This is a genomic window from Streptomyces sp. NBC_01217 (genome assembly GCF_035994185.1).
Taxonomy (GTDB): domain Bacteria; phylum Actinomycetota; class Actinomycetes; order Streptomycetales; family Streptomycetaceae; genus Streptomyces.
The window spans coordinates 2,520,480-2,545,216 of sequence record NZ_CP108538.1 but is presented as its reverse complement, the minus strand read 5'-3'; the positions used below and the strand labels follow the sequence as shown (position 1 = coordinate 2,545,216).

15 protein-coding genes and 4 pseudogenes are annotated in these 24,737 nt (G+C 70.7%); 8 read left to right on the top strand and 11 right to left on the bottom strand.

What is annotated here, in order from left to right:
- Positions 1–54: 54 nt before the first annotated feature.
- The 4 genes and pseudogenes from OG507_RS11090 to OG507_RS11075 all read left to right on the top strand — a co-directional run bounded on the left by OG507_RS11090 (position 55) and on the right by OG507_RS11075 (position 8,838).
- Positions 55–690 (top strand): hypothetical protein, encoded by a 636-nt coding sequence (locus OG507_RS11090; RefSeq protein ID WP_327367010.1) that lies wholly within the window; start codon positions 55–57, stop codon positions 688–690.
- A 221-nt stretch (positions 691–911) separates the two neighbouring features.
- On the top strand, positions 912–6,251 hold the full coding sequence (gene pulA / locus OG507_RS11085) for a pullulanase-type alpha-1,6-glucosidase (RefSeq protein WP_327367009.1): 5,340 nt from the start codon (positions 912–914) through the stop codon (positions 6,249–6,251).
- A 102-nt stretch (positions 6,252–6,353) separates the two neighbouring features.
- A complete protein-coding gene (locus OG507_RS11080; RefSeq protein WP_327367008.1) occupies positions 6,354–8,390 on the top strand; it encodes an ATP-binding protein in 2,037 nt (678 codons plus the stop codon).
- A 98-nt stretch (positions 8,391–8,488) separates the two neighbouring features.
- Positions 8,489–8,838 (top strand): annotated as a pseudogene (locus OG507_RS11075) (5-carboxymethyl-2-hydroxymuconate Delta-isomerase).
- Positions 8,839–8,851: 13 nt separating this feature from the next.
- Here the strand turns inward: OG507_RS11075 and OG507_RS11070 are convergent.
- From OG507_RS11070 to OG507_RS11055, 4 genes and pseudogenes are all read right to left on the bottom strand, one after another.
- Positions 8,852–9,574, bottom strand: coding sequence for a TetR/AcrR family transcriptional regulator (locus OG507_RS11070; RefSeq protein ID WP_327367007.1), 723 nt, complete (start codon positions 9,572–9,574; stop codon positions 8,852–8,854).
- A 14-nt stretch (positions 9,575–9,588) separates the two neighbouring features.
- Positions 9,589–9,861, bottom strand: a pseudogene (locus OG507_RS11065) (2Fe-2S iron-sulfur cluster-binding protein); the annotation flags it as partial.
- Positions 9,860–10,203: pseudogene (locus tag OG507_RS11060) on the bottom strand (metal-dependent hydrolase); the annotation flags it as partial. The pseudogenes OG507_RS11060 and OG507_RS11065, both read right to left, overlap by 2 nt.
- Positions 10,204–10,280: 77 nt before the next feature.
- Positions 10,281–12,233 carry a hypothetical protein gene (locus OG507_RS11055; RefSeq protein WP_327367006.1) on the bottom strand — a complete coding sequence of 651 codons (1,953 nt, stop codon included), beginning with the start codon at positions 12,231–12,233 and terminating at the stop codon, positions 10,281–10,283.
- A 108-nt stretch (positions 12,234–12,341) separates the two neighbouring features.
- Here OG507_RS11055 and OG507_RS11050 point away from each other — a divergent pair, with 108 nt between their 5' ends.
- Complete coding sequence (locus tag OG507_RS11050) at positions 12,342–12,812, top strand: hypothetical protein (RefSeq protein ID WP_327367005.1); 471 nt, start codon at positions 12,342–12,344, stop codon at positions 12,810–12,812.
- 43 nt (positions 12,813–12,855) lie between these two features.
- Here the strand turns inward: OG507_RS11050 and OG507_RS11045 are convergent, their stop codons facing one another.
- The 3 genes from OG507_RS11045 to OG507_RS11035 all read right to left on the bottom strand — a co-directional run bounded on the left by OG507_RS11045 (position 12,856) and on the right by OG507_RS11035 (position 16,525).
- Positions 12,856–14,331 (bottom strand): DUF1996 domain-containing protein, encoded by a 1,476-nt coding sequence (locus OG507_RS11045; protein ID WP_327367004.1) that lies wholly within the window; start codon positions 14,329–14,331, stop codon positions 12,856–12,858.
- A gap of 293 nt (positions 14,332–14,624) precedes the next feature.
- Positions 14,625–15,272 (bottom strand): response regulator transcription factor, encoded by a 648-nt coding sequence (locus OG507_RS11040; protein WP_327367003.1) that lies wholly within the window; start codon positions 15,270–15,272, stop codon positions 14,625–14,627.
- Positions 15,257–16,525 (bottom strand): sensor histidine kinase, encoded by a 1,269-nt coding sequence (locus OG507_RS11035; RefSeq protein ID WP_327367002.1) that lies wholly within the window; start codon positions 16,523–16,525, stop codon positions 15,257–15,259. Before OG507_RS11035 ends, OG507_RS11040 begins: the two co-directional genes overlap by 16 nt.
- A 268-nt stretch (positions 16,526–16,793) precedes the next feature.
- Here OG507_RS11035 and OG507_RS11030 point away from each other — a divergent pair, with 268 nt between their 5' ends.
- Positions 16,794–18,944, top strand: a complete 2,151-nt coding sequence (locus OG507_RS11030; protein WP_327367001.1) for an MMPL family transporter — start codon at positions 16,794–16,796, stop codon at positions 18,942–18,944.
- Between the two features lie 85 nt (positions 18,945–19,029).
- Here OG507_RS11030 and OG507_RS11025 read toward each other — a convergent pair whose 3' ends face one another.
- A complete protein-coding gene (locus tag OG507_RS11025; protein ID WP_327367000.1) occupies positions 19,030–19,650 on the bottom strand; it encodes a winged helix-turn-helix domain-containing protein in 621 nt (206 codons plus the stop codon).
- A 534-nt stretch (positions 19,651–20,184) separates the two neighbouring features.
- Complete coding sequence (glnII, locus tag OG507_RS11020) at positions 20,185–21,219, bottom strand: glutamine synthetase (protein ID WP_327366999.1); 1,035 nt, start codon at positions 21,217–21,219, stop codon at positions 20,185–20,187.
- 115 nt (positions 21,220–21,334) lie between these two features.
- Here glnII and OG507_RS11015 point away from each other — a divergent pair.
- Positions 21,335–22,893, top strand: a pseudogene (locus OG507_RS11015) (IS200/IS605 family accessory protein TnpB-related protein); the annotation flags it as partial.
- Positions 22,894–22,929: 36 nt separating this feature from the next.
- Here the strand turns inward: OG507_RS11015 and OG507_RS40365 are convergent.
- A complete protein-coding gene (locus OG507_RS40365; protein WP_442810959.1) occupies positions 22,930–23,019 on the bottom strand; it encodes an ARPP-2 domain-containing protein in 90 nt (29 codons plus the stop codon).
- A gap of 199 nt (positions 23,020–23,218) precedes the next feature.
- Between OG507_RS40365 and OG507_RS11010 the strand changes: the two genes are divergently transcribed.
- Positions 23,219–24,130: a Gfo/Idh/MocA family protein gene (locus tag OG507_RS11010; protein ID WP_327366997.1), complete on the top strand. Its 912-nt coding sequence runs from the start codon at positions 23,219–23,221 to the stop codon at positions 24,128–24,130.
- 145 nt (positions 24,131–24,275) lie between these two features.
- Here OG507_RS11010 and OG507_RS11005 read toward each other — a convergent pair whose 3' ends face one another.
- Positions 24,276–24,635, bottom strand: coding sequence for an arsenate reductase family protein (locus OG507_RS11005; RefSeq protein ID WP_327366996.1), 360 nt, complete (start codon positions 24,633–24,635; stop codon positions 24,276–24,278).
- Positions 24,636–24,737 lie beyond the last annotated feature (102 nt).

The window sequence follows — 24,737 nt, the reverse complement described above, 5'->3', positions numbered from 1 at the left end:
CGCGCTCCCGTTCGCGCGCCGATCCGTTCGTCTGCGCCGCAGGGGGAGACACTCATGTCATCGGGTAATGCTGGAGGAGCCAGGGGAGCGGCGGCGGGATGCCTGCGGTCCCTGCTGACCGTGGTGGTGGTTCTGGTCGTCGCGTTCGGCGCCTGGAAGGTGTTCGGCGATGACGACGACAAGTCGCCCTCGGCGGGCTCGGGCACGAAGTCGGGCTCCTGGGAGGTCGGCGACTGCGGCGGCCCGGACCCGGAGGCCTCGTCGGACAGTTACAACGCGTACGACTGCGACGACTCCAAGGCCACCTTCAAGGCGCTCAAGATAATGAGCGCCGGGATCCTGCCGGACTCCATCCAGTGCCCCGCGGGCACGGACCTGATCATCAAGGTGTCCGTCACCTACGGCTCGTCCAAGAGCGGGGGCATCCCCACCAGCACCGTCTGCGGCCGCAACCTGTCCGGCGACCACCCCGGTGACGCGGGCGCGGGCGGCGGTCAGCTGGTGACGGGCGACTGCATCACGGACCAGGCCAAGGAGATCGCCTGCTCCGGGGCGGGCGGTAGCGACTACAAGGTCCTCGGCCTGGTCAAGGAGGAGAGCGAGTGTCCGAAGGGCACCACGGACCCCCTCCGGCTGACGATGGCGATCGGCCGCCCGTACGACGTGATCTGCGGGGGGAAGGCCGTCTGACGCCCCGTTGAGGGCTTGAGCACGCGGTAGCGCCGCCGGATCCCATCGGGGTCCGGCGGCGCTCTGCTTGCCGGTGGGCACTGAAATTTCTTGCTGCTTCTTTCACGACTCTTGCTGTAAACCTTTTGGCAGCGATACGGTCACGCGGGCGCCCGGCACCGGAGCCGTGCCGCGGTTGTGGGCCGGGCCAAGAGAGCCGCAAGCGCAAGGAGTTCACGCCTGTGATACCGAGATGGCCGGCGCCCCGTACGCGCCGTACCCCGCACGTCCGAAGGGTCGCGGCCGTCACCGCCGCCGCCCTCGCCGCGGCCCTGGTGCAGCCGCTCGCCGCGACGGCGGCCGCTTCGCCCGCGCCCCCGTCCGACGCCGCGCTCGCCGCCGCACCCGCCCGGCACGACGACACCCGCGAGCAGTTCTACTTCGTGATGCCGGACCGGTTCGCAGACGGCGACACCTCCAACAACCGCGGCGGGCTGACCGGTTCGCGCCTGGAGACCGGCTACGACCCCACGGACAAGGGCTTCTACCAGGGCGGCGACCTCAAGGGCCTGACCGAGCGGCTCGACTACATCAAGGGCCTCGGCACCACCGCCATCTGGCTCGCACCGATCTTCAAGAACCGCCCCGTGCAGGGCACCGGCAAGGACGCATCGGCCGGGTACCACGGCTACTGGATCACCGACTTCACCCAGGTCGACCCGCACTTCGGCACCAACGCCGACCTGTCGAAACTGATCGACAAGGCCCATGGCAAGGGCATGAAGGTCTTCTTCGACGTCATCACCAACCACACCGCGGACACCGTCGACTACGCGGAGAAGAAGTACGGGTACAGGCCGAAGGGCGCCTACCCGTACCTCGACCGGGACGGCCGCCCGTTCGACGACAGCAAGGGCCTGGCGAAGGTCGACACGGACTCCTTCCCGTACACACCGAAGAACACCGGGGAGAAGGTTCCGGCCTGGCTCAACGACCCGACGATGTACCACAACCGCGGTGACTCGACGTACGCCGGCGAGTCCACCACCTACGGCGACTTCTCCGGGCTCGACGACCTGTGGACCGAACGGCCCGAGGTCGTCTCCGGCATGGAGGAGATCTACGAGAAGTGGGTCCGCGACTTCGATATCGACGGCTTCCGGATCGACACCGTCAAACACGTCGACATGGACTTCTGGACCCAGTGGGCGACGGCGCTGGACGCCTACGCCGCCGAGCGCGGGCGCAAGAACTTCTTCATGTTCGGCGAGGTCTACTCCGCCGACACCGCCATCACCTCGCCCTACGTGACCCGGGGGCGGCTCGACGCGACGCTCGACTTCCCGTTCCAGGAAGCGGCACGCCAGTACGCCTCGCAGGGCGCCCCGGCCTCGAAGCTCGCCGCGGTGTTCGGTGACGACTACCGGTACACCACCGACAAGGCCAACGCCTACGAGCAGGTCACCTTCCTCGGCAACCACGACATGGGCCGCATCGGCGCGTTCCTGAAGCAGGACAACCCGGAGGCCGACGACGCGGAACTCGTCAAGCGCGCACGGCTCGCCAACGAGCTGATGTTCCTCAGCCGCGGAAACCCCGTCGTCTACTACGGCGACGAGCAGGGCTTCACCGGCGCGGGCGGCGACAAGGACGCCCGCCAGACCATGTTCGCCTCGAAGACCGCCGACTACCTCGACGACGATCAGCTGGGCACCGACCGTACGCACGCCTCGGACGCCTACGACACAAGCCACCCGCTGTACCGGAACATCGCCGCGCTCTCCGAGCTGACCAGGAAGAACCCGGCCCTGCGCGACGGCGTCCAGACCGAGCGGTACGCGGAAGGGCCCGTCTACGCGTTCTCCCGTACGGACCCCAAGCGGCCGAACGAGTACGTCGTCGCCACGAACAGCGGGAACGAGGCCAGGACGGTCGAGCTCCCGACTGCCTCGCAGGGCATGGACTTCCGTACGGTCTACGGCGGTTCGGCCACCGTCCGCAGTGGCGCCGACAAGAGGATCACCGTCACCGTCCCCGCCCTCTCCAGCCTCGTGCTGCGCGCCGAGAAGGCGATGGGCGACCCCGTGGCCAAGCCCTCAATTGCGCTGACGGCACCCGCCGCCGGGGCCACCGGCACCGTCGAGATCTCCGCGGACGTCGACGGCGGGTCCCTCGACCGGGTCGTCTTCGCCGCCCAGACCGGCAACGGCAAGTGGGTCACACTCGGCAGCGCCGACCACGCCCCCTACAAGGTCACCCAGCACCTGGACGGCAAGGTCGCGGCCGGAACACCACTGCGGTACAAGGCCGTTGTAGTAGACCGCATTGGACGCACCGCCAGCGCCCTCGCCTCGACGACCGCGGGACAGGCCCCGGCGGACGCCAAGCCCGTCGCCGTCCAGCGCGACTACGCCGTCGTCCACTACAAGCGCGCGGACGGCGACTACGACGGCTGGCAGCTCAAGGCGGGCGGCGCGTCGGCCGACTTCACCGGGCGCGACGCCTACGGCGCCTTCGCCTGGATCAAGCTCGACGAGGGCGCCTCCTCCATCCCGTACACCGTCGAGAAGGACGGCACCGCCGACGGCCCGCAGCGCACCGTCGATCTCGCGAGGACCGGACAGGTCTGGATCGGACAGGGCCAGGACGGCCAGGCCGACGAGGCCCCCGACGGTGCCTACCCGCCGCAGGACACCACCAAGGCCGTACTGCACTACTACCGGGCCGACGGCGCCTACGACGGCTGGGGACTGCACACCTGGACCGGCGCCAAGGAGCCCACCGACTGGGCCAAGCCTCTTCAGCCGGTGACGAAGGACGCCTCCGGGATCACCTTCGAGGTGCCGCTCACCGACGGTGCCACCTCGCTCAGCTACATCCTGCACAAGGGCGACGAGAAGGACCTCCCCAGCGATCAGTCGCTGGACATCGCCACCTACGGGCACGAGGTCTGGATGCTCGGCTCCACGCCCGGCTATCTGCTGCCGCAGACCGGCGGCGTGCCCACGCCCGACCTCACCAAGGCCGAGGCGCAGTGGATCGACGCCGACACCGTCGTATGGAAGGTGAAGGCCACCGAAGCCACCAGCCAGCAGCTCGTCCACGCCAAGGACGGCGGTATCTCCGTCGTCGACGGGGCGCTCTCCGACGAGGGGCAGTGGCTGCGGCTCACCCCGTCCGCGCTGACCGACGCGCAGAAGGCGAAGTACCCGCATCTCAAGGACTATCCGGCGTTCACCGTCGACGCCCGGGACCGGGACAGGGTCCGCGAGGCGCTGCGCGGCCAGCTGATCGCCACCCAGCGCGCCGCCAACGGCGCCCTGCTCGCGGCCACCGGCGTACAGAGCGCGGGCGTGCTCGACGATCTGTACGGGAAGAACGCGGCCACCGCCACGCTCGGCCCGGTCTTCGACCACGGCCGCCCCACCCTCTCCGTCTGGGCGCCCACCGCCCGTACCGTCGCCCTCGAACTCGACGGCAGGAGCGTTCCGATGCGGCGCGACGACCACACCGGCGTCTGGTCCGTCACGGGCACGAAGAAGTGGACGGGCAAGCCCTACCGCTACGTCGTGAACGTCTGGGCACCCACCGTCCAGAAGATCGTCACCAACAAGGTCACCGACCCCTACTCCACCGCCCTGACCACGGACTCCGCACGCAGCCTCGTCGTCGACCTCGACGACCCGGGCCTCGCGCCGAAGGGCTGGTCCGGACTGAAGAAGCCCGCCGCCGTCCCGCTGCGGGACGCCCAGATCCAGGAGCTGCACATCCGCGACTTCTCGATCGCGGACCGTACCTCGAAGCACCCCGGCGAATACCTCGCGTTCACCGACACCCGTTCCGACGGGATGAAGCACCTCAAGGAGCTCGCCGACTCCGGTACGAGCTACGTCCATCTGCTGCCCGCCTTCGACATCGGCACCATCCCCGAGAAGAAGTCGGACCAGCAGAAGCCGGCCTGCGACCTGTCCGTGTACGCCCCCGACTCCGAGGAGCAGCAGGCGTGCGTCGCGCAGGCCGCGGCGAAGGACGGGTTCAACTGGGGTTACGACCCGCTGCACTACACCGTTCCCGAGGGTGGTTACGCCTCCGACCCGGAGGGCACCGAGCGCACCGTCGAGTTCCGGCAGATGGTGCAGGGGCTGAACGGCGCCGGACTGCGGACCGTCATGGACGTCGTCTACAACCACACCGTCGCCTCCGGCCAGGACGACAAGTCCGTACTCGACCGGATCGTGCCCGGCTACTACCAGCGGCTGCTGGAGGACGGCACCGTCGCCACGTCCACCTGCTGCGCCAACACCGCGCCCGAGAACACCATGATGGGCAAGCTCGTCGTGGACTCGGTCGTGACCTGGGCCAAGGAGTACAAGGTCGACGGTTTCCGCTTCGACCTGATGGGCCACCACCCGAAGGCCAACATCCTCGCCGTCCGCAAGGCGCTCGACGCGCTGACCGTGGCGAGGGACGGCGTCGACGGGAAGAAGATCATCGTGTACGGGGAGGGCTGGAACTTCGGCGAGATCGCCGACGACGCCCGCTTCGTCCAGGCCACCCAGAAGAACATGGCCGGCACCGGCATCGCCACCTTCTCCGACCGGGCCCGCGACGCCGTCCGCGGCGGCGGCCCCTTCGACGAGGACCCCGGCGTGCAGGGCTTCGCCAGCGGCCTCTACACCGACCCCAACACCTCGGCCGCCAACGGCACCGAGGCCGAACAGAAGGCCCGGCTGCTCCACTACCAGGACCTGATCAAGGTCGGCCTCACCGGCAACCTCGCCGGCTACACCTTCACCGACTCCTCGGGCAACACGGTCAAGGGCTCCGGCGTCGACTACAACGGTGCCCCGGCCGGATACGCCGCGGCCCCCGGTGACGCCCTCGCCTACGCGGACGCCCACGACAACGAGTCGCTTTACGACGCACTCGCGTTCAAGCTCCCGGCGGACACCTCGGCGGCCGACCGGGCCCGCATGCAGGTCCTGGCGATGGCGACGGCCACCCTCTCGCAGGGGCCCGCGCTCTCCCAGGCGGGCACCGACCTGCTGCGCTCCAAGTCCCTGGACCGCAACTCCTACGACAGCGGCGACTGGTTCAACGCCCTGCACTGGGACTGCCGCGACGGCAACGGCTTCGGCCGCGGACTGCCCCCGGCCGCCGACAACGCGTCCAAGTGGTCCTACGCCAGGCCGCTGCTGACCGGGGCCGCGCTCAGCCCCGGCTGCGCGCAGATCGACGGCGCGTCCGCCGCGTACCAGGACCTGCTCACCATCCGCACGACGGAGAAGGAGTTCGACCTCTCCACCACGGACGAGGTGCAGTCCGCACTGTCGTTCCCGCTCTCCGGGAAGGACGAGACGCCGGGTGTGATCACCATGCGGCTCGGAAAGCTGGTGGTCGTCCTCAACGCGACCCCCGGCACACAGACCCAGCGGATCGCCGAACTGGCGGGGAAGCGGTACGCGCTGCATCCCGTCCAGGCGGCGGGCGCGGATCCTACCGTCAAGAAGTCGGCGTACGAGAGGAGTTCGGGAAGCTTCACCACCCCGGGACGCACCGTGGCGGTGTTTTCCCTGAGCTGAGCGCGACGGGACTAGATTGAGAGGCAGCAGCCGCCGGGAAGTGCCGCACGACCGCACTTCCCGGCGCGCCCTCTCACACCCCCGGTTTCGGCGGCGGTGACCATGGCGAGCAACATCCCCGAGGAGACAACGAGCTTTGTCGGACGGAAGGGGGAACTCGCCGGGCTCGAACGCACCCTCGCCGCGCACCGGCTGACCACCCTCACCGGCACCGGCGGCGTCGGCAAGACCAGGCTCGCGCTCCGCGCCGCCCGGCAGTCGAAGGCCCGGTACCGCGACGGTGTGTGGTGGGCCGATCTGTCACCGCTGCACGACGACGGACTGCTCATCGCGACCGTCTCCGACGCGGTCGGGCTCTGTGACCACACCCTGCGCATGCCCATCGACGCGCTGTGCGAATGGCTCGTCGACAAGGAACTGCTGCTGGTCCTCGACTCGTGCGAGCATCTGCGCACCGCGTGCGCGCATCTGCTCGGCGAGATCCTCACCACCTCACCCGGCCTCACCGTGCTCGCCACCAGCCGGCAGCCCCTGGGCATCAAGGGCGAGCGGACCGTCGAGGTGGAACCGCTGCCCGTCGAGGGCGCGGGCGACGCACTGACCCTGTTCCGGGACCGGGCGGCCGCCGTCGCCCCGGGGCTCGCCCTCGACGCGCCGGGCAGCGCCGAGGCCGCCGCCGAGATCTGCCGCCGCCTCGAAGGCATTCCGCTCGCCATCGAACTCGCGGCGGGAGCCCTCGGCCGGGACACCGTGGGGCAGGTCGCCGCCCGGATCGGCTCCCGCTTCGACCTACCGGCCGATGATTCGTTCCGGCCGCCGCGCCACCGCACCCTGCGCACCGCCATCGGCTGGAGCCATGAGCTGTGCACCCCGCCGGAACGGCTCCTCTGGGCGCGGCTGACCGTCCTGCGCGGCGACTTCGACGAGGCCGCGGCCCGCGAGGTCTGCGCACAGGGGCCGCTCACCGGGGCCGGGGTGACCGAGGCACTGAACGGCCTGGTCGCCAAGTCCGTCGTCAGACGGGACGGCGTACGCCACCGCATGCTCGGCACCATCCGCGAGTACGGCCGGATGTGGCTCGCCGAACTCGGCGAGGAACGGGCCGCCGCCGACCGGCACGCCGCCTGCTTCCTCGGCCTGGCCCGCAACGCCCACGCGGGCTGGACCGGCGACGACCAGATCCTCTGGTACCACCGCATCGCCGAGGCGCACGCCGACCTGTGCGCCGCCCTCGACCATCTGCTGGCCCATGACTCGGGGGCCGCTCAGGAGATGGCGGGCCGCGTCGGCTTCTTCTGGTGCTGCTGCGGCCATCTGCCGCAGACCCGCGAGTACGCCCAGCGCGCCCTGGACGCCGGACCGGCGAAGGGCCCCCACCGCACCCGCGCCCTGTGGGTGCTGGGCATCACCGTCATGCTCCAGGGCGACTACCCGGCCGCCCGGCGCCTGGGCAGGGAGTGCACCAGGGAGGCGGCCCGCGACGGGACCGACGAGGGCATCCTCGCCGCCGCCTATCTGTGCGGCCTCACCCATGTGATGACGGGACGCCCCGAGGCGGGCCTGCGCCGGGTCGACAGGGTGCTGCGCACCACCGGCGTCGCCACCCCGCTCGAAGCGGCCTACCGGCTGCGCTGCCATCTCATCACCGTCTTCGCCCTGACCGGTCTGGGACGGCTGGACGAGGCGGCGGAGGCGGCGATGGTCCTGCGCGCGGCCTGCGAGGCCCAGGACGAGTGCTGGACCCGTAGTTACGTCGACTACCAACTCGCCCTGATCACCCTGCTGCAGGGCGACGCCGACGCCTCCGCCGCCCACGCCCGCTCGATGCTCGCGGGCAAGCACCGCCTGCGGGACAGCTTCGGCATCGCGCTCGGCCTGGACATCCTGGCCGCGGCGATCGCCGCCCAGGGTGCGGGCGCCCACGCCGCCCGGGTGTACGGCACGGGACAGGTCTACTGGCGCATGGTCGGCCACCCGCAACGCGGCACCCCGGAACTGGGCCCGCTGCGCGAGGCCTGCGAACGGCAGGCCCGCGCGGCCGTCGGAGACGCCGCCTACCAGCGCGCCTTCGAAAGGGGCCGGGCGGACAACGCGGAGGTGGGCCTGGCCGCCGCGCTCCAGGGCGAACTGCTCACCTAGTGGAACCCTCTTGTACGGTCATGCCGGCCGGCGTAAAGGTGAGGTCCGACAACCGGCCGTACCCGCCGCACCGCTGCAACCGCACTCTGGAGCGCATGATGCCGCAGATCACCGTCGACTACTCCGCCGAGCTCGACGACAGCCTCGACCGCCGCGGCTTCGCGGGCGCCCTGCACCCGCTGGTCGCCGAGACGGTCACCACGAAGATCGCCGCCTGCAAGACCCGTTTCCGCCGCATCGAGGAGTTCGTCGCGGGCGACGCGGCCACCGGTGACGCGATCGTGCACATCTCGATCGCCCTGCTGCCCGGCCGCACCGAGGAGATCAAGGCGCGGCTGACCGCTTCCGTGCTGGAGCTGCTGGGCGCCCACCTCAAGCCCGTCGACGGCCTCACCGTCCACGCGTCGGCGGAGACCCGCGAGCTGGCCCGTCCTACCGCAAGAGCTGAGCCCTCCAGCCGGTTACGGCAGTCGTTGCACGGGAACGGCGGGCACGGCGGGCGCCAGGGCGGAGAGCCGGTGCAGCAGCTCTCCGAACGGCCCGTCCGCCGGCTCCTGCGCGAGGACCCGTAAAACGACGCCCGCCATCTCCGTGTTGTACGCGGCACTCACCGCGGCCAGCGCCGCGAAGTCGTGCACCAGCTGTATCTCCAGTTCCTCGCGCGGAATCCGCCGCCCGTCGAGCCAGATCAGCGCCGTCGACTCGGCCAGCGACACCCACGACCGTACGACCAACTCCAGCCGCGCCGGGGGATCCTCTACCCCCAGATGGGCCAGGATCTGCTCGCACGCCGCCTGCCGCACCCCGTCGATCATCGCGTTCGCCGTCGAGGAGCCGACCGCGGGTCCGCCCCGCATCAGCGCCGAGAACCCGGGACCGTGTTCGTCGACGAAGTCGAAGAACCGCCCCATCACCCTCAACAGCCGTGCCCCGAGCGGCCCTTCACGTGGCTCGACGAACCGCGCCGCCAGCTCGTCGGCCGCCCGCCGCAGCGCCGCCTCGTACAGGCTCTGCTTCCCCGGGAAGTAGTGATAGACCAACGGCCGCGAGATCCCGGCGGCGGCCGCGATCTCGTCGATCGACACCTCGTCCGGGGCGCGGTGACTGAACAACTCCAGCGCGACACCGATCAACTGCTGTCTGCGCTCCTCGACGCCCATCCTGCGCCGTACCCCGGTCGTCATGGTGGACAGGGTACCTACAGGTCCAGCACGAGCCTTTCGCCCCGGCACCGGGACACACAGATCAGCATCGAGCCGTCGCGTTCCGAATCCGTCAGGAGCTCGTCGCGGTGGTCGATCTCGCCCTCCAGGACGCGCTGTTGGCACGTCCCGCAGAAGCCCTGCTCACAGGAGTACGAGACGTACGGCAGTTCCTCGCGCACCGCGGCCAGTACCGACTGGCCCGCCGCCACCCGGACCGTGCGGCCGGAGCGGTGGAGTTCGACCTCGAAGGGGCCGGAGCCGGCCGAACCAGTCGACCTGCGCGGTGTACGGCGTCGGGTCGAGGCCGAGCTGCCTCAGCCGGGGCAGGACGTCGTCGTGTGCCTGGGAGTGCACGGCCTCCTGGCCGATGAACCCGATGACGTCCTGGCGCAGCTGCTCGTCGTGGATGTACGGCAGCACCTGTCGGTACACATGGATGAACCAGCGCTCCCCGGCGGGCAGCAGCAGATGGAGCACGTTGATGGTGTGCGTGGCGAACGGGTCGCCGGTATTTAGTGCAGAGGGGTCTTCTCCCAGGCGAAGGAGACCTTGCGGGCCTTGAGCTGCGTCCGCTCCGACGCGACCGACGCCGGCTGCGCGTTAGACATGTTGTCAATGTACTGACGGGTATGGCGCCGGAACAGAGGCGTGCGGCGAATTTCCCGGCGCCCGGGAAGCACGGCAGTCAGCGCAGGGCGCCCACCCGACTGCCGTCCGTCAGCGTCCCGTTCAGCCGCGCCCGGTCGCCCGCCCTGGCAGGTACGGCGAGGAGACGGCTGTCGGACCTCCCCTCCACCCCGCCCGACGTGGTCAGCGAGGCGAACTGCGAGCTGCCCGCCGCCAGTACGTACCAGCGGCCGCCGTGCGACTTCCACAACACCCCGGCCAGCACCCGCGGATCGCGCATCCCGCAGGCCGGTGAGTCCTCGGCCCTGGCCGCGACCGCGCCGGGCGGACCGCCGGTCGCGACGGACGGCGCGGACGGGGCCTGGAACTGGGCGAGGACCCGGCTGCCGGTGCCCCGCCAGGTCTCCGCCCTGGTGCAGAGCCAGCGCGCCGATCCGTTGTCCTCGGGCAGCGACTGCTCGGCGTACTGCCAGGAGTTCACCGACCGCACGCCGTGCCAGCGCACCGCGGGCAGCAGACAGGCGGTCCGCGCCCAGCTGTCCCGCTCCGCCCGCCCGGAGACGTCGTGCGGAGCGGACGGCGGGCCCGAGGTCAGCCGGGCTGGGGTCAGCTCGCCGAGGTCCGTCATCAGCCGGGGCGCCGAGCCGTCGCGCAGCTCGATCGCGTCCCAGGTGCGACAGCCCCTGGCCGTCGCCGGGCTGGTCAGCGCGGCGGTCACGCCGTCCGGGCCGCGGTGCAGGGGCCGCGGGGCGTCACCCGGCGCGAGCAGGTTCCGTACGAAGACCGCATGCACCCAGGGCGCCGTGAGGTAGCGGACCCGGTCGCGCGTACGGCCCGCGACCAGGGCGCCCGCCGAGGCCATGTCCGCACTGTCGACCCGGGCGAAGTCGAGCGCCACGCCCTCCGCCCCGGCGGCCTCGCGCGGCTCCGCGTACCGCACGATGCGCAGCCCGTCGTAGAACAGCACCACCGTCGCCCGGCCCACCCCGCCCGCGTACAGCAGCTGCGGCGCACCCATCGGCGGCCCGACGGGTGTCCGCGGAGTCGCCGACGCACGCACCGCGCCGTCCGGATGCGCCCATACGGTGAGCGCGCGGCGCAGCAGCCGGGTGTCCCCGGCGCGGTCGCCGCGGGTGGGCCAGGAGGTGAAGTCGGTACGGGGCGAACGCCGCCAGAACGTCGCCGACACCCGGCGCAACGCCCCTGGATCCAGGGCCTGTTCAGCGGCGGTGCTACGGGTGTACGCCGATGTGGGCGCGGCGGCGCGCCCCCAGCCCTGGCCCGGCAGCCCCAGCAGCGCCCCGCACACCAGCAGCGCCGCCACGGCAGCCAGAGCCGCCTTCGCGTACCGGCGCCGGCGCAGCAGATCAGGCGGACGGGCCTGAAGCGAACAGGGGTCGAACTCCGGGGATTCGAGGAGTGCGTACGGCGCCGGGACGCCCTCCGCCTCCGCGAGCGCCGCATGCGGGTCCGTCACCCCGGAAGCGGCGAGCACCCGCCGCACCTCCGCATCGGGCAGCCGCTCCAGGCCGCGCAGGACGCAGGCGGCGCGGGCGGGCGGGGAGAGCTCCGACAGGGCCTGTTCCAGGGCGAGTTCATCCGCCCCGCCCGAGTGCGGGAACAGCCGCAGTCCCCACACCAGCGGGAGGAGGGGCGTCACCCCGGCGCGGCGCAGCGGGCGGCCCGCCTCCAGCGCCGTACGCACTACGCGCTCACGGACGTACGCATAGGACGGGCAGGACGCACGGGAGGGGGCGACCGGCACCGCCCCCGTGGACGGGCGCGGCAGCGGGAGGCCGTACTCGGCCGCACGTTCCGCGCGGCGCCCCGACAGCAGGGCCCGCTGGACCAGGGCGTGTGCCGTCAGCACACGGCGATGGCTGTCGAGGGAGGGAGGCAGGACGAGATAGCCGAGCCGGACCAGTCGCGGATAGTGCTCGGCGAGCGCGGTCCCGGCCTGCTCCACATCGACCGGGACGGCTGCGGAAGGTACCTCTGGCAGTGGGCGCACGTTCAGCAGAACGAGCGAATCGTGCGATGGTCACCCCGGCACGCTCCTGCTCGTTCCGATCCAGCCGTTCGGCCGCCGCAGCCGGGTGGGAAGGGGCACGATGGGCGGATGGTGACGCAGTGGAGGATGCGACGAGGGCAGGGAACCCGGGCGCGGACCGCCGTGGCCGTGTGCGCGGCCGGTGCGGCGCTGCTCGCCGGGTGCGGAGGGGGAGAGGAGATCCCGCCGACCGCGACCGGCACGCTGGAACAGCTGGCCTCGAAGGCGCACTGCAAGCCGAGCATCGGGACCGACGCCGAGGAGCTCCGGCAGGCCAACTGCTCGACGGACGACGGGCGTTATGTGCTCGCCACCTTCGCGACCGATCGCGGTCAGCGGGAGTGGATCAACGAGGCCAACGACTACGGCGGCTCCTACCTGGTCGGCCGCAAGTGGGTGGCCGTCGGGGAGCCGCAGGTGGTCGCGGCGCTGCGCGGCCGGCTCGGGGGGACGGTGGAGACCGCCTCGCCGCACCACTCGTCGGGGAGTGGTGCGGACGGGGGGAAGGAGGCAGGGCACTCCGGTCACCGCGGGAGCTGACCGCGCAGGTCAAAAGGGGGCGGGTTCTGCTGCCGGGGACGCCTCAGCGGCACTTGCGACCGCCGTTGATGCAGCGCACCACCTTCTGCATCAAGCCGTCGTCGAAGACATTGATGAAGTCGCCGTGATCGGTGACGGGCTTGTGCAGCTGCTCCGGGAACGAGTCGACGGCGAACCCGGGGCCCGGCGGAACGGCGTACACAATGCGCTGGACCAGCTGGGGAATGGCCCGGAAGCCGTTCGGGCAGCGGCCGTTGTCCTGTACGAAGGAGACATGGGTGCGGTGATTCGCGCTGTCGATGTTGCGGCCGTCCCAGCAGCTCTGGAATGCGAAGGAGCGGACCACCTGGCTGCCGTCGGGGCAGATCGGGTATTTGTCCTTCAGCTGTCGGTTCTCGAATCCGGTGCAGCTCCATGAGGCATTGGCATTGGCGTCGCCGTTAGTGAATGCCTTGGCGTCACCGGTGATGATCCGAAGAAAGCGCGGCATGGCCGTCACCTTCCCGGTGGGACTGCCGACGAATTTCAGTGTGACCTGGGACGGGGTCTGGATCTCCCCGACGTTCTGGTCCTTCCCGCCGCCGTCCGCGTCCGCGTCGTTCTCGTCCTGTCCGTTCTGCAGGCGCAGCACGGGCCAGTAGTAGGTGGATCTGTCGCCCTGGTTCCGGCAGGTGGTGTCGCCCCCGGCCAGGTCGTCGTCTGCGGCGAAGGCGTCATTGGCCTGGTTGCCGACGTAATCGTGCATATGGTGGGCGCCATTGCTCACTCCGGGCGCGACGATGACATTGTCCGGGTTGAATTTGCCGTTCTCGTTGCGTCCGCATTCGGTGATGAACGTGCCGCGCGAGGCGCCACGGCGTTGCCGGGGGGTGTTGACATTGGGCCGGACGGACCGGATGTCGACGAAGTCGGAGTCGTCGGGACCGTTGCCGGCCGGGGGCTGATCCGCCTGGTCCTGGCCGTCCTGCTCGGCGCCGTCCTGGCCGCCCTGATCGTTCTGGTCCTGATCGTTCTGATCGTCCTGCTCCCCGCCGTCCTGGTTCCCGCCGTCGGCGCGCAGGCTGCACGGGGCCAGAGCGTCCAGTTGCTCCGGCCGGTCCGCGTCGCGTTCGATGGCGGTGGCTATACGGTCGATGCTCGCCGTCCGTTTGTCCTTGAGCGGATCGAGCACGGCATTCTCGGCGAGATTCGGATCCCTGGAGATCTCGTCCCTGCGGTCCGCGAATTGCCGATAGGCATCGGTGATCTGGGTGTCCATCGCCGCGAGTTCGCGGTCGACCTCCCCGCGTGCCTGGTCGGGCACGTCGGGGAGCTCGTTTCCCACGTCGGGGCAGTCGATGGTGGAAAGCTGGCGGCCCGAATTCCAGGACCGTTCGGGGGACGAGCCCGACGAACCCTCTCCCGCCGAAGCGTGGACATTGAGCGCGACCAGACCACCCCCGCCCAGAATCAGCGCGGCCGAGGCGACAATCGCCCGATTGGCCAGGGTCGAACGTTTCTTGCGCGATGCGCGTCCCATGGAAATCCTGAACTCCTCTGCTCGGGGTCCGCTTCGAGTTCTGCTTCGAGGGGGAAGCGTGACGTCCCATACGGCCCCGGTGCGCGGTCCGTTCAGTCGGTCGAGGAATTCGTGGGAAGCTCCATCCGTAAACCGGATGGAATGGCCAACTCTCAGGCGAAGGCAGCCATTTGGGGATCCAGCGGCGCTCCGGTCGGCCCGTTGCATCCGGTTGCATCCGGGAGCGACGGACACTGCACCTGAGCGCCGCGCCGTGACCCTGCGGCCGGAAAAACCCTGCTCGGTCGGCCGGCTCAGCCCCGGTCCAGATAGGCCAGCACCGCCAGAACGCGGCGGTTGTCGTCGTCGGACGGCGGCAGGCCGAGCTTCCCGAAGATGTTCGAGGTGTGCTTGGCCACCGCCCGCTCCGTGATCACCATCTGCGAGGCGATCGCCACGTTCGAACGGCCCTGCGCCATCAGCTCCATGACCTCCAGCTCGCGCGGAGTCAGTCCGCCCATCGGCTTGTCCTGCGAACGCCGCGACAGCAGCTGCGAGATCACCTGCGGATCCATCGCCGTGCCGCCCGCGGCGACCCTGCGTACGGCGTCGATGAACTGGTCCGCGTCGAACACCCGGTCCTTGAGCAGATAGCCGATGCCCCCGTTGCCGTCCGCCAGCAGCTCGCGCGCGTACAACTGCTCCACATGCTGCGAGAGGACCAGCACGGGCAGCCCCGGCCTGGCCTGCCGGGCCGCCAGCGCGCACTGCAGCCCCTCGTCCGTGTGGGACGGCGGGAGTCGGACGTCCACGACCGCGACGTCCGGCTCCAACTCGGCCAGGGCACGGGTAAGTTCGGGCCCGGACTCGACGGCTGCCGCGATCTCGAAGCCGTACGCCTCCAACAGGCGGACCAGGCCGTCGCGCAGCAGGAAGAGATCTTCGGCTAGGACAACTCGCAAGGGATCTCCATGGTCACCATGGTGGGACCGCCCGCGGGGCTGCTGACGGCCATGATGCCGTCGAATGTACCGAGTCGTCGTTCGACTCCGCTCAGACCCGAGCCGGAGCCGACCGCCGCACCGCCCCTGCCGTTGTCCGTGACGGAGACCCGCAGCATGGCGTCCGCATGGTGGATGTCCACCCAGACGCGGTCGGCCCCCGAGTGCTTGGCCGCGTTCGTCAGCGTCTCGCTCACCGCGAAGTACGCGGCCGACTCGACCGCCGCGTCCGCCCGGCCCTCCAGCTCCACCCGGACCTCCGACTCGATGGGCAGCCGCAGCGCCAACGCCCGTACGGCGTCTCCGAGTCCGCGTTCGGCGAGAACCGGCGGATGGATGCCGCGGACCAGATCGCGCAGCTCCGTGAGCGCCTCGGCCGAGGACTCGCGGGCCATGGACAGGAGCTTCTTCGCCTGCGCCGGGTCCTTCTCGATGAGCGCCTCCACGGTACCCAGGTTCATGCCCATGGCGACCAGCCGGGCCTGCGCGCCGTCGTGCAGATCGCGCTCGATGCGCCGCAGCTCGGAGGCGGCGGTGTCCACCGCCTCGTGCCGGGTCTCGGTCAGCCGTTCGATGCGCCGGGCCAGCTCCTGCTCCTGGGTGGGGGCCAGCATCGCGCGGGCGATCACGAAGTGCAGCCGCAGCAGCCGCTCACTGACCAGCACACCGGTGGCGAAGAGCACCACACCGAGCGCGGCGGCCGCAAGACCCGTCGCCTGGCTGTCGACCGGCACGAACGCGTACCAGTAGCGGTCGTCGGTGAACACCCGCCACAGGCCCGCCGCCAGGACGAAACCCTCCACCGGATAGAGCAGCAGCGCACCGGCCACGATCGACACCGCGTAGCCGGCCGTCATGTCGACCAGCAGCCACTGGATGTCCCGCCAGGTCGCCGGGTCCTTCAGCAGCAGCGTGGTCCGCTCCACCAGCCCGGTGAAGCCGGTGCGCAGATCCTTCGGGAAGGGGCGGTACGGGACCGGGATGCGGACGTCGGACCAGGTGACCGCGAGCAGTCGGCGCCGGTTGGCGTGCTTGCGGACCAGCTCCAGCACGTAAGGGGTGGTGACCAGGCCGATGCCCAGCGGGATGAAGGCGATGGAGAGCACCGTCCACACGAAGAGGGTGATCGATCCGGCCAGGCTGACGATGGACAGCACCACTCCCCGCCCGGCGGCCAGCAGTGCGCCCCGTGTCCGGCTCCGTATCGCGTTCATCTCGGCTCATCTCCCCTCGCCGGGCCCCGTGGCAGCGCCCGTCCGCAGACAGTCTCACCCGGCGGTCTCCCCGGGCGTCAGCCGTTTCACCACCCGGGGAGGGTGTACCCAGCACCACCCCGCCGCCTTCGCCCTACGGCTCCGCGAGAGGGGGCTTCGGCGGCTGGGACGGGCGGCGCTCCGTTCCTAGATTCATCGGTATCCGTCAGCGACGCGTCCGGCGTCGGCTGTCTTCCCTTTCCGTACGACTTCTGGGGGCGAACACGCCATGAGGCGCAACCTCGCGGCACGCATCGGTGTGTGGAGCGCACACCACCGCAAGACCGCCGTTCTCGGCTGGCTTCTTTTCGTCGTGCTCGCCACCGGCATCGGCGGTGCGTCAGGCATGGTCGAGATGTCCGACGCGGAGAACGCCGCGGGCGATTCGGCACGGGCCGAGCAGATCCTCGACGACGCCGGGCTGGGGCAGCCCGCCGGCGAGCTGGTCATGGTGTCCGCCGCGAAGGCGGGTGACTGGCGAAGCGCCGCCGACGAGGTCTCCGCGGCCATCGGAAGGACCGGTGAGGTGGCGAACCTCGCGGCGCCGGTCCCCTCCGAGGACGGCAGGGACGCACTGATCACCTTTGACCTGAAGGGGGACGCGGCGACGGCGCCCGACAGGGTGCAGCCCGTGCTGGACGCCGTGTCCGCGGTCCGGGCGGACCACCCCGGCGTCACCATCCACCAGTTCGGCGAGGCCAGCGCCGGTAAGTGGCTCGGCGACCTGCTCTCCGAGGACTTCAAGAAGGCCGAGTTCACCGCCGTACCCCTGGCCCTGGGCATTCTGCTGGTCGCCTTCGGGGCCGTCGTCGCGGCGCTGCTCCCGGTCGGGCTGGCACTGACCGCGTGCATGGCCGCCTTCGGACTGCTGTCGCTGGCCAGCCACCAACTGCACCTGTTCCAGACCACGTACTCCGTGATGTTCTTGATGGGCTTCGCCGTCGGCGTCGACTACTGCCTCTTCTACCTGCGGCGCGAGCGCGACGAGCGAGCGGCGGGACGCGATGCGGAGACGGCGCTGCGGATCGCGGCGGCGACCAGCGGCCGGGCCGTGCTCGTCTCCGGGCTCACGGTCATGGTCGCGATGGCCGGCATGTTCCTGTCCGGACTGATGCTGTTCAAGGGCTTCGCCCTCGCCACGATCATCGTGGTCTTCGTCGCGATGCTGGGCTCGGTGACCGTGCTGCCCGCGCTGCTGTCCTGGCTGGGCGACCGGATCGACGCGGGCCGTGTGCCGTTCCTCAACCGGCGGGGGAACCGGCGATCCCGCACCAGTGGCGGGATCGCGGGCACGGTGCTCAGGCCCGTCCTGTCCAGGCCGAAGGTCTTCGCCATCGCCTCGGTCGTCGTCCTGCTCGCCCTGGCGGCGCCCGCCCTCGGCATGAAGACCGAACAGCTGGGCCTGGAGAAGCAGTTCGGCTCCGACTCGCAGCTGTCGGTCGCCTACCGGCAGATCAGCGAGAGCTTCCCGGGCGGTCCCGCTCCGGCGCGGGTGGTGGTCAAGGCCGACGACATCGAGGCACCCGCACTGCGCAAGGCGTTCGACAGCTTCGACGGTGCCGGCGAGGTGACGGTTCACAGGGCGCAGAACGTCGCGGAGATCGAGGTCCCGCTCCCCGACGGCGAGGCCGGTCTTTCCGAGCTGCGCGAGGCGCGGCTGCCCGCCGCGTTCGAAGGGACGGGGGCGCAGGTGTACGTGACCGGGGAGCTCGCCGGGTCCGTCGACTTCAACGACCAGCTGAAGCGCGGCATCGTCCCCGTCTTCGCCTTCATCACGGTGGTGACGTTCCTGCTGATGCTGTTCTGCTTCCGCTCGTACGTCATCGCCGTGACCGCGATCCTGCTCAACCTGCTCTCCGTGGCCGCCGCGTACGGAGTGATGGCCGCCGTCTTCCAGCACGGCTGGGGGGCCTCGCTGATCGGCTCCGAGGGCGTCGGCGCGATCGAGTCCTGGATCCCGCTGTTCGTCCTGGTGGTCCTGTTCGGACTCTCCATGGACTACCACGTGTTCGTGGTCTCCCGGATCCGTGAGGCCCGCGACCGCGGTCTGCCCACCCGGGCCGCGATCGACGAGGGAATCCGGCGGACGGCGGGTGCGGTGACCGGCGCGGCCGCGATCATGGTCGCGGTGTTCGCGGTCTTCGGGACGCTGTCGATGCAGGACATGCAGCAGATGGGCGTCGGCCTCGCCGTCGCGGTGCTGCTGGACGCCACGATCGTACGGATGGTCCTGCTGCCCTCCGCGATGGCGCTGCTGGGGGAGCGGAACTGGCGGACCCCACGCGCACTGACCCGACTGCCGAGCCTGGAACACGGCGAGCCGGGGACGGGGCCGGCCGGGGCCCCGGTGAGCCAGGCGAGCTCGGGGCTGCGGGGCTGACCGGCCCGGCCCCGGTCCGGCGCACGGAGCGGCCCCGGTCCGGCAGATACCGGACCGGGGCCGCTCTCATGCGCCTCCGGTGCCGTCAGGGCGCGTACTTGTAGCCGACGCGCCGCACCGTCTGGATCGACCGGCGGTGCTCGGCGCCCAGCTTGCGGCGCAGCCGGGCGACGTGGACGTCCACGGTGCGTCCGTCGCCCACATGTCCGTAGCCCCAGACGGTGGTCACCAACTGGTCGCGGGTGTGCACCCGGTGCGGGTGCGCGACCAGATGGGCGAGCAGCTCGAACTCCAGGAAGGTGAGGTCGAGCGTGTTCCCGTCCACCGCCGCAGTGCGCTGTACGGGGTCGATGCGCACCGGGCCCGCGGCCGGGTCGTCCACCGGCGTCGGGACCACGTACTGGGCGGCCGCAGCGGCGGCCGCGGTCACGGCCGGCTGCTGATCGGCCGGTACGAGCACCAGGTAGCCGATCATCGGCGGCCGGCCCGGCAGCGCCGGAACGGTGTGCTGGGGCGCGGGCAGCCAGGTCGCACCCGGCGGCAGGAAGTCGGCCACATCGGCCAGCTGGACGACCTCGTCGGGGTCGACGGCGCGCAGCCGGTGGTGGTTGGGGGAGAGGGAGCGGGCGGGGGTGGTGGCCGCAGCGGTCGCCGAAGGCGCCGCGGTGGCAGCGGCTGCGGCGGAGAAGGTACGAGTGTTCGCCATGAGGGTCAGCTCTTTCGCGCGAAGGAGTCGTCGATGGACGGACTTGCTTGCGTGCGCGCGGACCGAAGGCCGGGTGAGCGGCTTTAGAGGGCCTGCGCGTTCAACGCGCGGCAACACACCCGGTCGAAGTCATGATGCTGACGAGAAGGCCAGAACGGTTCGAGGTCGCTGCGACCTGTCGAGGTGTACTGGATGCTGGCCATGCCCCCATTGAACCAGAGAACGCGACGGCACAGCAGACATCTTTCACTCGTCGATACGGACCCTTTGCGTTACGTTCCTCACCCTTGACCGCCGCAACCGAAGAGCCGCCGATCACCCGGCCCCACAACCAGCCGTCGGCCCCGCCCGCCCGCGGGCATCCGTCTCGCCGACGAGCCGTTTGCGCCAGTCCGGACCGGTCAGCTCCATTTCTCGGTCTCCACCTCGATGTCGAGCATGCGCCGACCCCGGCACGCGCCACTGACAGCCCGGGCACGCGCGAGGGCGCCCACCTGCAACGGTGGGCGCCCTCGCGCGGACAACGGAACGGGGTCAGACCTGGTCGGCCTTCTCCAGCGCGGTGCAGCAGGTGTCGACGATCAGCCGTGTGACGACGTACGGGTCGACGTTGGCGTTCGGACGGCGGTCCTCGATGTAGCCCTTCTGGTCCTGCTCGACCTGCCACGGGATACGGACCGAGGCGCCGCGGTTGGAGACGCCGTAGCTGTACTCGTTCCACGGGGCGGTCTCGTGCAGGCCGGTCAGACGGTCGTCGATGCCCGCGCCGTAGTTCTTGACGTGGTCCAGCGGCTTCGAGCCCTCGCCGAGCGACTCGCACGCGGTGATGATCGCGTCGTAGCCCTCGCGCATCGCCCTGGTGGAGAAGTTGGTGTGCGCACCGGCGCCGTTCCAGTCGCCCTTGACCGGCTTCGGGTCGAGGGTCGCGGAGACGTTGAAGTCCTCGGCGGTGCGGTAGAGCAGCCAGCGGGCGATCCACAGCTGGTCGGAGACCTCCAGCGGGGACAGCGGGCCGACCTGGAACTCCCACTGGCCGGGCATGACCTCGGCGTTGATGCCGGAGATGCCGAGGCCCGCCTTCAGACAGTTGTCCAGGTGCTTCTCGACGATCTCGCGGCCGAAGATCTCATCGGCGCCGACACCGCAGTAGTAGCCGCCCTGCGCGGCCGGGAAGCCGCCCTCGGGGAAGCCGAGCGGGCGGTGGCCGTCGAAGAAGGTGTACTCCTGCTCGATGCCGAAGACCGGCTCCTGGCCCGCGAACTGCTCGGCCACCGGGCGCAGCACGGCACGGGTGTTGGACTCGTGCGGCGTCATGTCGATGTTGAAGACCTCGCACATGACGAGCACGTCGTCGCCGCCGCGGATCGGGTCCGGGCAGGTGAAGACCGGCTTCAGTACCCGGTCGGAGGCGTGTCCCTCGGCCTGGTTCGTGCTCGAACCGTCGAAGCCCCAGATCGGCAGCTCCGCCACATCCTGCGACGGGCTTCCGGCCATGATCTTCGTCTTCGAACGGAGCTTGGCGGTCGGCTCGGTGCCGTCGATCCAGATGTACTCAGCCTTGAACGTCACGGAAGCCATCCTTTGCGGGTGCTGCGGTGCTGCGGTCCGGTCTACGCAGCGCAGCTTCGCAAGACGCGATTTCCCGGCCGTTGCTCAAATGTGAACCCCGTGTTACCGAGGTTTCCTGTGTTATGCGCGAGCCCTGACCAGCGGTCCGTTCCGCGACCGCCTGAAGCACCTCACGTCCGTGGACGAGAAGGTGTTGCGGCTGGTCGGTGCGCACGTGGGGTCTTTGGCGTCGCGTGATCTGAAGGCCCGGTGCGCCGATGGTCTTCAGCATTCGGCGATGTCGTGGGCGGTGCGGAAGCGGGAGCTGACGGCCCTCTCGTCGTCGCGGTGGGCGGGCGCGGTCACCAAGGCGACGCATGATCAGTGGGCGCTCGCCCGTCGTGGTCAGGCCGCGCACCTCCAGAGCCCGGAAGCCGGTATCAAGACCATCACCCACCGGTTGTCCCTGCCGATCGGGGCGAAGGGCGCCAAGCGGGCCCCGGGTGGTTACCGCAGCAAGCGCGAGTGGCATGCCAAGGCGCGCCGGCTGCGTCTGCTTGAGGCGCGGCTCGCCGCCGTACGCGCCGACCGTGAGGCGGGCCGGGTACGGGTCGTGCGCGGCGGGAAGCATCTGCTGAACACCCGCCATCACCTGGCCGGGGCCGGGCTGACGGAGGTGGGGTGGCGGGAGCGGTGGGAGGCGGAGCGCTGGTTCCTGACAGCTGACGGCGAGTCCGGGAAACGGTTCGGGAACGAAACGATCCGCGTCACCGACACCGGCGAGGTATCGATCAAGCTGCCCGCACCGCTGACGCATCTGGCGAACACCACCCACGGCCGTTACGTCCTGTCCGCCAGGGTCGCGTTCGCGCACCGGGGCCAGGAGTGGGCCGACCGCATCACCGCCAACCGGGCGGTGGCCTACCGCATCCACCACGACGTGACCCGGGCACGCTGGTACCTGACCGCCTCCTGGCAGCGCCCCGTCGCCCAGACGGTCCCGCTGACCGCCGCGCTGGTGCACGGTGTGGTCGGGGTGGACATGAAACGCCGACCATCTTGCCGCCTGGCGCCTCGACACCCACGGCAACCCGATCGGCGACCCCCGGTGCTTCTTCTACGACCTCTCCGGCGCCGCGTCCCACCGGGACGCACAGGTCCGGCACGCCCTGACCCGACTGATCACCTGGGCCGAGCATGCCGGTGTGAAGGCCATCGCGGTCGAGGATCTGGACTTCACGGCGGAGAAGACCCGCGAGAAACACGGCCGCAAGCGCCGTTTCCGGAAGCTGATCTCCGCAATGCCCACGGGGAGGCTCCGCGCCCGCATCGTCTCCATGGCGGCAGAGGCGGGACTTGCGATCGTGGCGGTCGATCCCGCCTACACCAGCGTGTGGGGCGCGAAGCACTGGCAAAAGCCCCTCACCAGCAGCACCCGTAAACCCAGCCGTCACGATGCCGCGAGCATCGCGATCGGCAGGCGCGCCCTCGGGCACCCGATCCGGCGACGGACGGCACCGCCCCGCGACGACCGGAGTGATCGTCGCGGGCATCGGACCGCCCAGGCCCGACCGGGCACCCCAGGGCGCGAGGAAACCCGTCCCCGTATCCCCGGACCACGGACACGATCCGCGCCGTCCGGACACGGAGCGAAAACGGGCAACCAGCACGCCCAACACCGTCCGGGGCGCGCGGCCGAGCATGAGTCCTGGCAACAGGACTCACCCCCGCTCAGTCTCCAGGAACGTGCAGCAGGCGGTAGTCCTCCGGGTGCGGCAGGACGTAGGCGGCGGCGAGCGCGTCCGCCGCGTACACCCTCACGTCGCACTGACCGGGATGGATCTCGAAGGAGATCCTCCGCGTCCCGGATCCCGGCCGTGGGCGCGCCCTTTGCGAGGCGCCGCACGTCGAAACCGTCCGCGTCGTATACGGAGTTCACGGCACCGTAAACGTGGCCAGGAACCCCACTCTCCGCAGGCTCAATACGGGAGCGGGCCGGTGGACCCGGCAGACTTGCCCCATGACGACACTCCCCGCGACCCCCCTGCGCATCGGCCTCGTAGGTACGGGCCCCTGGGCCCGGAACACCCAGGCCCCCGCCCTCGCCGCCCACCCCGGCGTCGCACTGAGCGGCGTGTGGGGCCGGAGCCCCGAGGCCGCGAACGCGCTGGCCGCCGCCCACGGCACCACGGCGTACACCGATGACACGGGCCTCGACGAGCTCTTCGCGGCCAGTGATGCCATCGCGTTCGCCGTGCCGCCGGACGTCCAGGCCCCGCTCGCCGCCCGCGCGGCGGCCACCGGGCGCCATCTGCTGATGGACAAGCCGGTCGCGACGACCGTCGCCGGAGCCCGCGAGGTCGCCCGGGCGGTCGAGCAGGCCAACGTCGCCTCCATCGTCTTCTGCACCCTGCGGTTCGCTGCCGAGACCTCTTCCTGGATCAGTGAACAGGCTGCCCTGGACGGCTGGTTCACCGCCCGCGCGGAATGGATCGGAGCGCTGTTCGCCCCCGGTGCGACCAGTGAGTACGCCGCCTCGCCCTGGCGCCGGGAGAAGGGCGGCCTCTGGGATGTCGGCCCGCACGTCCTGTCGGTCCTGATCCCGGTGCTGGGAGACGTGACCCACCTGACCGCGGCCCACGGCCCGTCCGACACCACCCATCTGATCCTGCGCCACACCTCCGGCGCCTCCAGCACGGTGACCCTCGCACTGGGCGCCCCGGTGGGCGCGGTGGGCATGGAGATCGAGCTCAGAGGAGAGGAAGGAATCGTCACACTCCCGCGGTGGGGCGACGCGGTCGGCGCCTTCCGGGCAGCGCTGGACGCACTGATCGACTCGGTACGCACGGGAGTACCGCACCCCTGCGACGCCCGGTTCGGACTGCGCCTGACGGAACTGCTGGCCGAGGCGGAGAAGCAGGCGGGGGCATAGGAGAGGGCCGTGGGGCGGCGGGCGCACGCGTCCCTCCTGCGCGCGAGGGGCGGATCCGTGCGGGCCGTCCGCCCCGCCCGCACCGGGCGTGGGCGGGTGATGTCGTGACGGCCCGGTGAGCGGCGGACAGAAAGCGCCGGGATGCTCAGCGCCCCAGGGCGTCCCGTACCGCCTCGTCCGTGCGCGCCACGACGGCGGTGCCGTCGTCGGCCGTGATGATCGGCCGCTGGATCAGCTTCGGATGCCCGGCGAGCGCCGCGATCCACCGATCCCGCGAACCGGCCCCGCGCGGCCACTCCTTGAGCCCGAGTTCCTTCGCGTCCGCTTCGTGCGTGCGCGTGATGTCCCACGGCTCCAGCCCGAGCCGGTCGAGCACGGCCCGGATCTCGTCCGGCGACGGCACGTCCTCCAGATAGCGGCGGACGGTGTAATCGGCGCCCTCCGCATCGAGCAGCTGCACCGCGCTGCGGCACTTGGAACAGGCGGGATTGATCCAGATCTCCATGGGGCCAACGGTACGGGAGGGACGCCCCGAAAGCCCGTCTGGCCAGCGACGATTGTCAGTGGGGGGCCGTAAAATGGAGGCAGTTCGTGAGGGTTTCACGAC

What these genes read in the sequence shown, in the direction of transcription:
- OG507_RS11090 (WP_327367010.1), top strand. Translation starts at nt 55, where the DNA reads ATGTCATCGGGTAATGCTGGAGGAGCCAGGGGAGCGGCGGCGGGATGC.
- OG507_RS11080 (WP_327367008.1), top strand. Translation starts at nt 6,354, where the DNA reads ATGGCGAGCAACATCCCCGAGGAGACAACGAGCTTTGTCGGACGGAAG.
- OG507_RS11070 (WP_327367007.1), bottom strand. Translation starts at nt 9,574, where the DNA reads ATGACGACCGGGGTACGGCGCAGGATGGGCGTCGAGGAGCGCAGACAG.
- OG507_RS11050 (WP_327367005.1), top strand. Translation starts at nt 12,342, where the DNA reads ATGGTGACGCAGTGGAGGATGCGACGAGGGCAGGGAACCCGGGCGCGG.
- OG507_RS11045 (WP_327367004.1), bottom strand. Translation starts at nt 14,331, where the DNA reads ATGGGACGCGCATCGCGCAAGAAACGTTCGACCCTGGCCAATCGGGCG.
- OG507_RS11035 (WP_327367002.1), bottom strand. Translation starts at nt 16,525, where the DNA reads ATGAACGCGATACGGAGCCGGACACGGGGCGCACTGCTGGCCGCCGGG.
- OG507_RS11030 (WP_327367001.1), top strand. Translation starts at nt 16,794, where the DNA reads ATGAGGCGCAACCTCGCGGCACGCATCGGTGTGTGGAGCGCACACCAC.
- OG507_RS11025 (WP_327367000.1), bottom strand. Translation starts at nt 19,650, where the DNA reads ATGGCGAACACTCGTACCTTCTCCGCCGCAGCCGCTGCCACCGCGGCG.
- OG507_RS11010 (WP_327366997.1), top strand. Translation starts at nt 23,219, where the DNA reads ATGACGACACTCCCCGCGACCCCCCTGCGCATCGGCCTCGTAGGTACG.
- OG507_RS11005 (WP_327366996.1), bottom strand. Translation starts at nt 24,635, where the DNA reads ATGGAGATCTGGATCAATCCCGCCTGTTCCAAGTGCCGCAGCGCGGTG.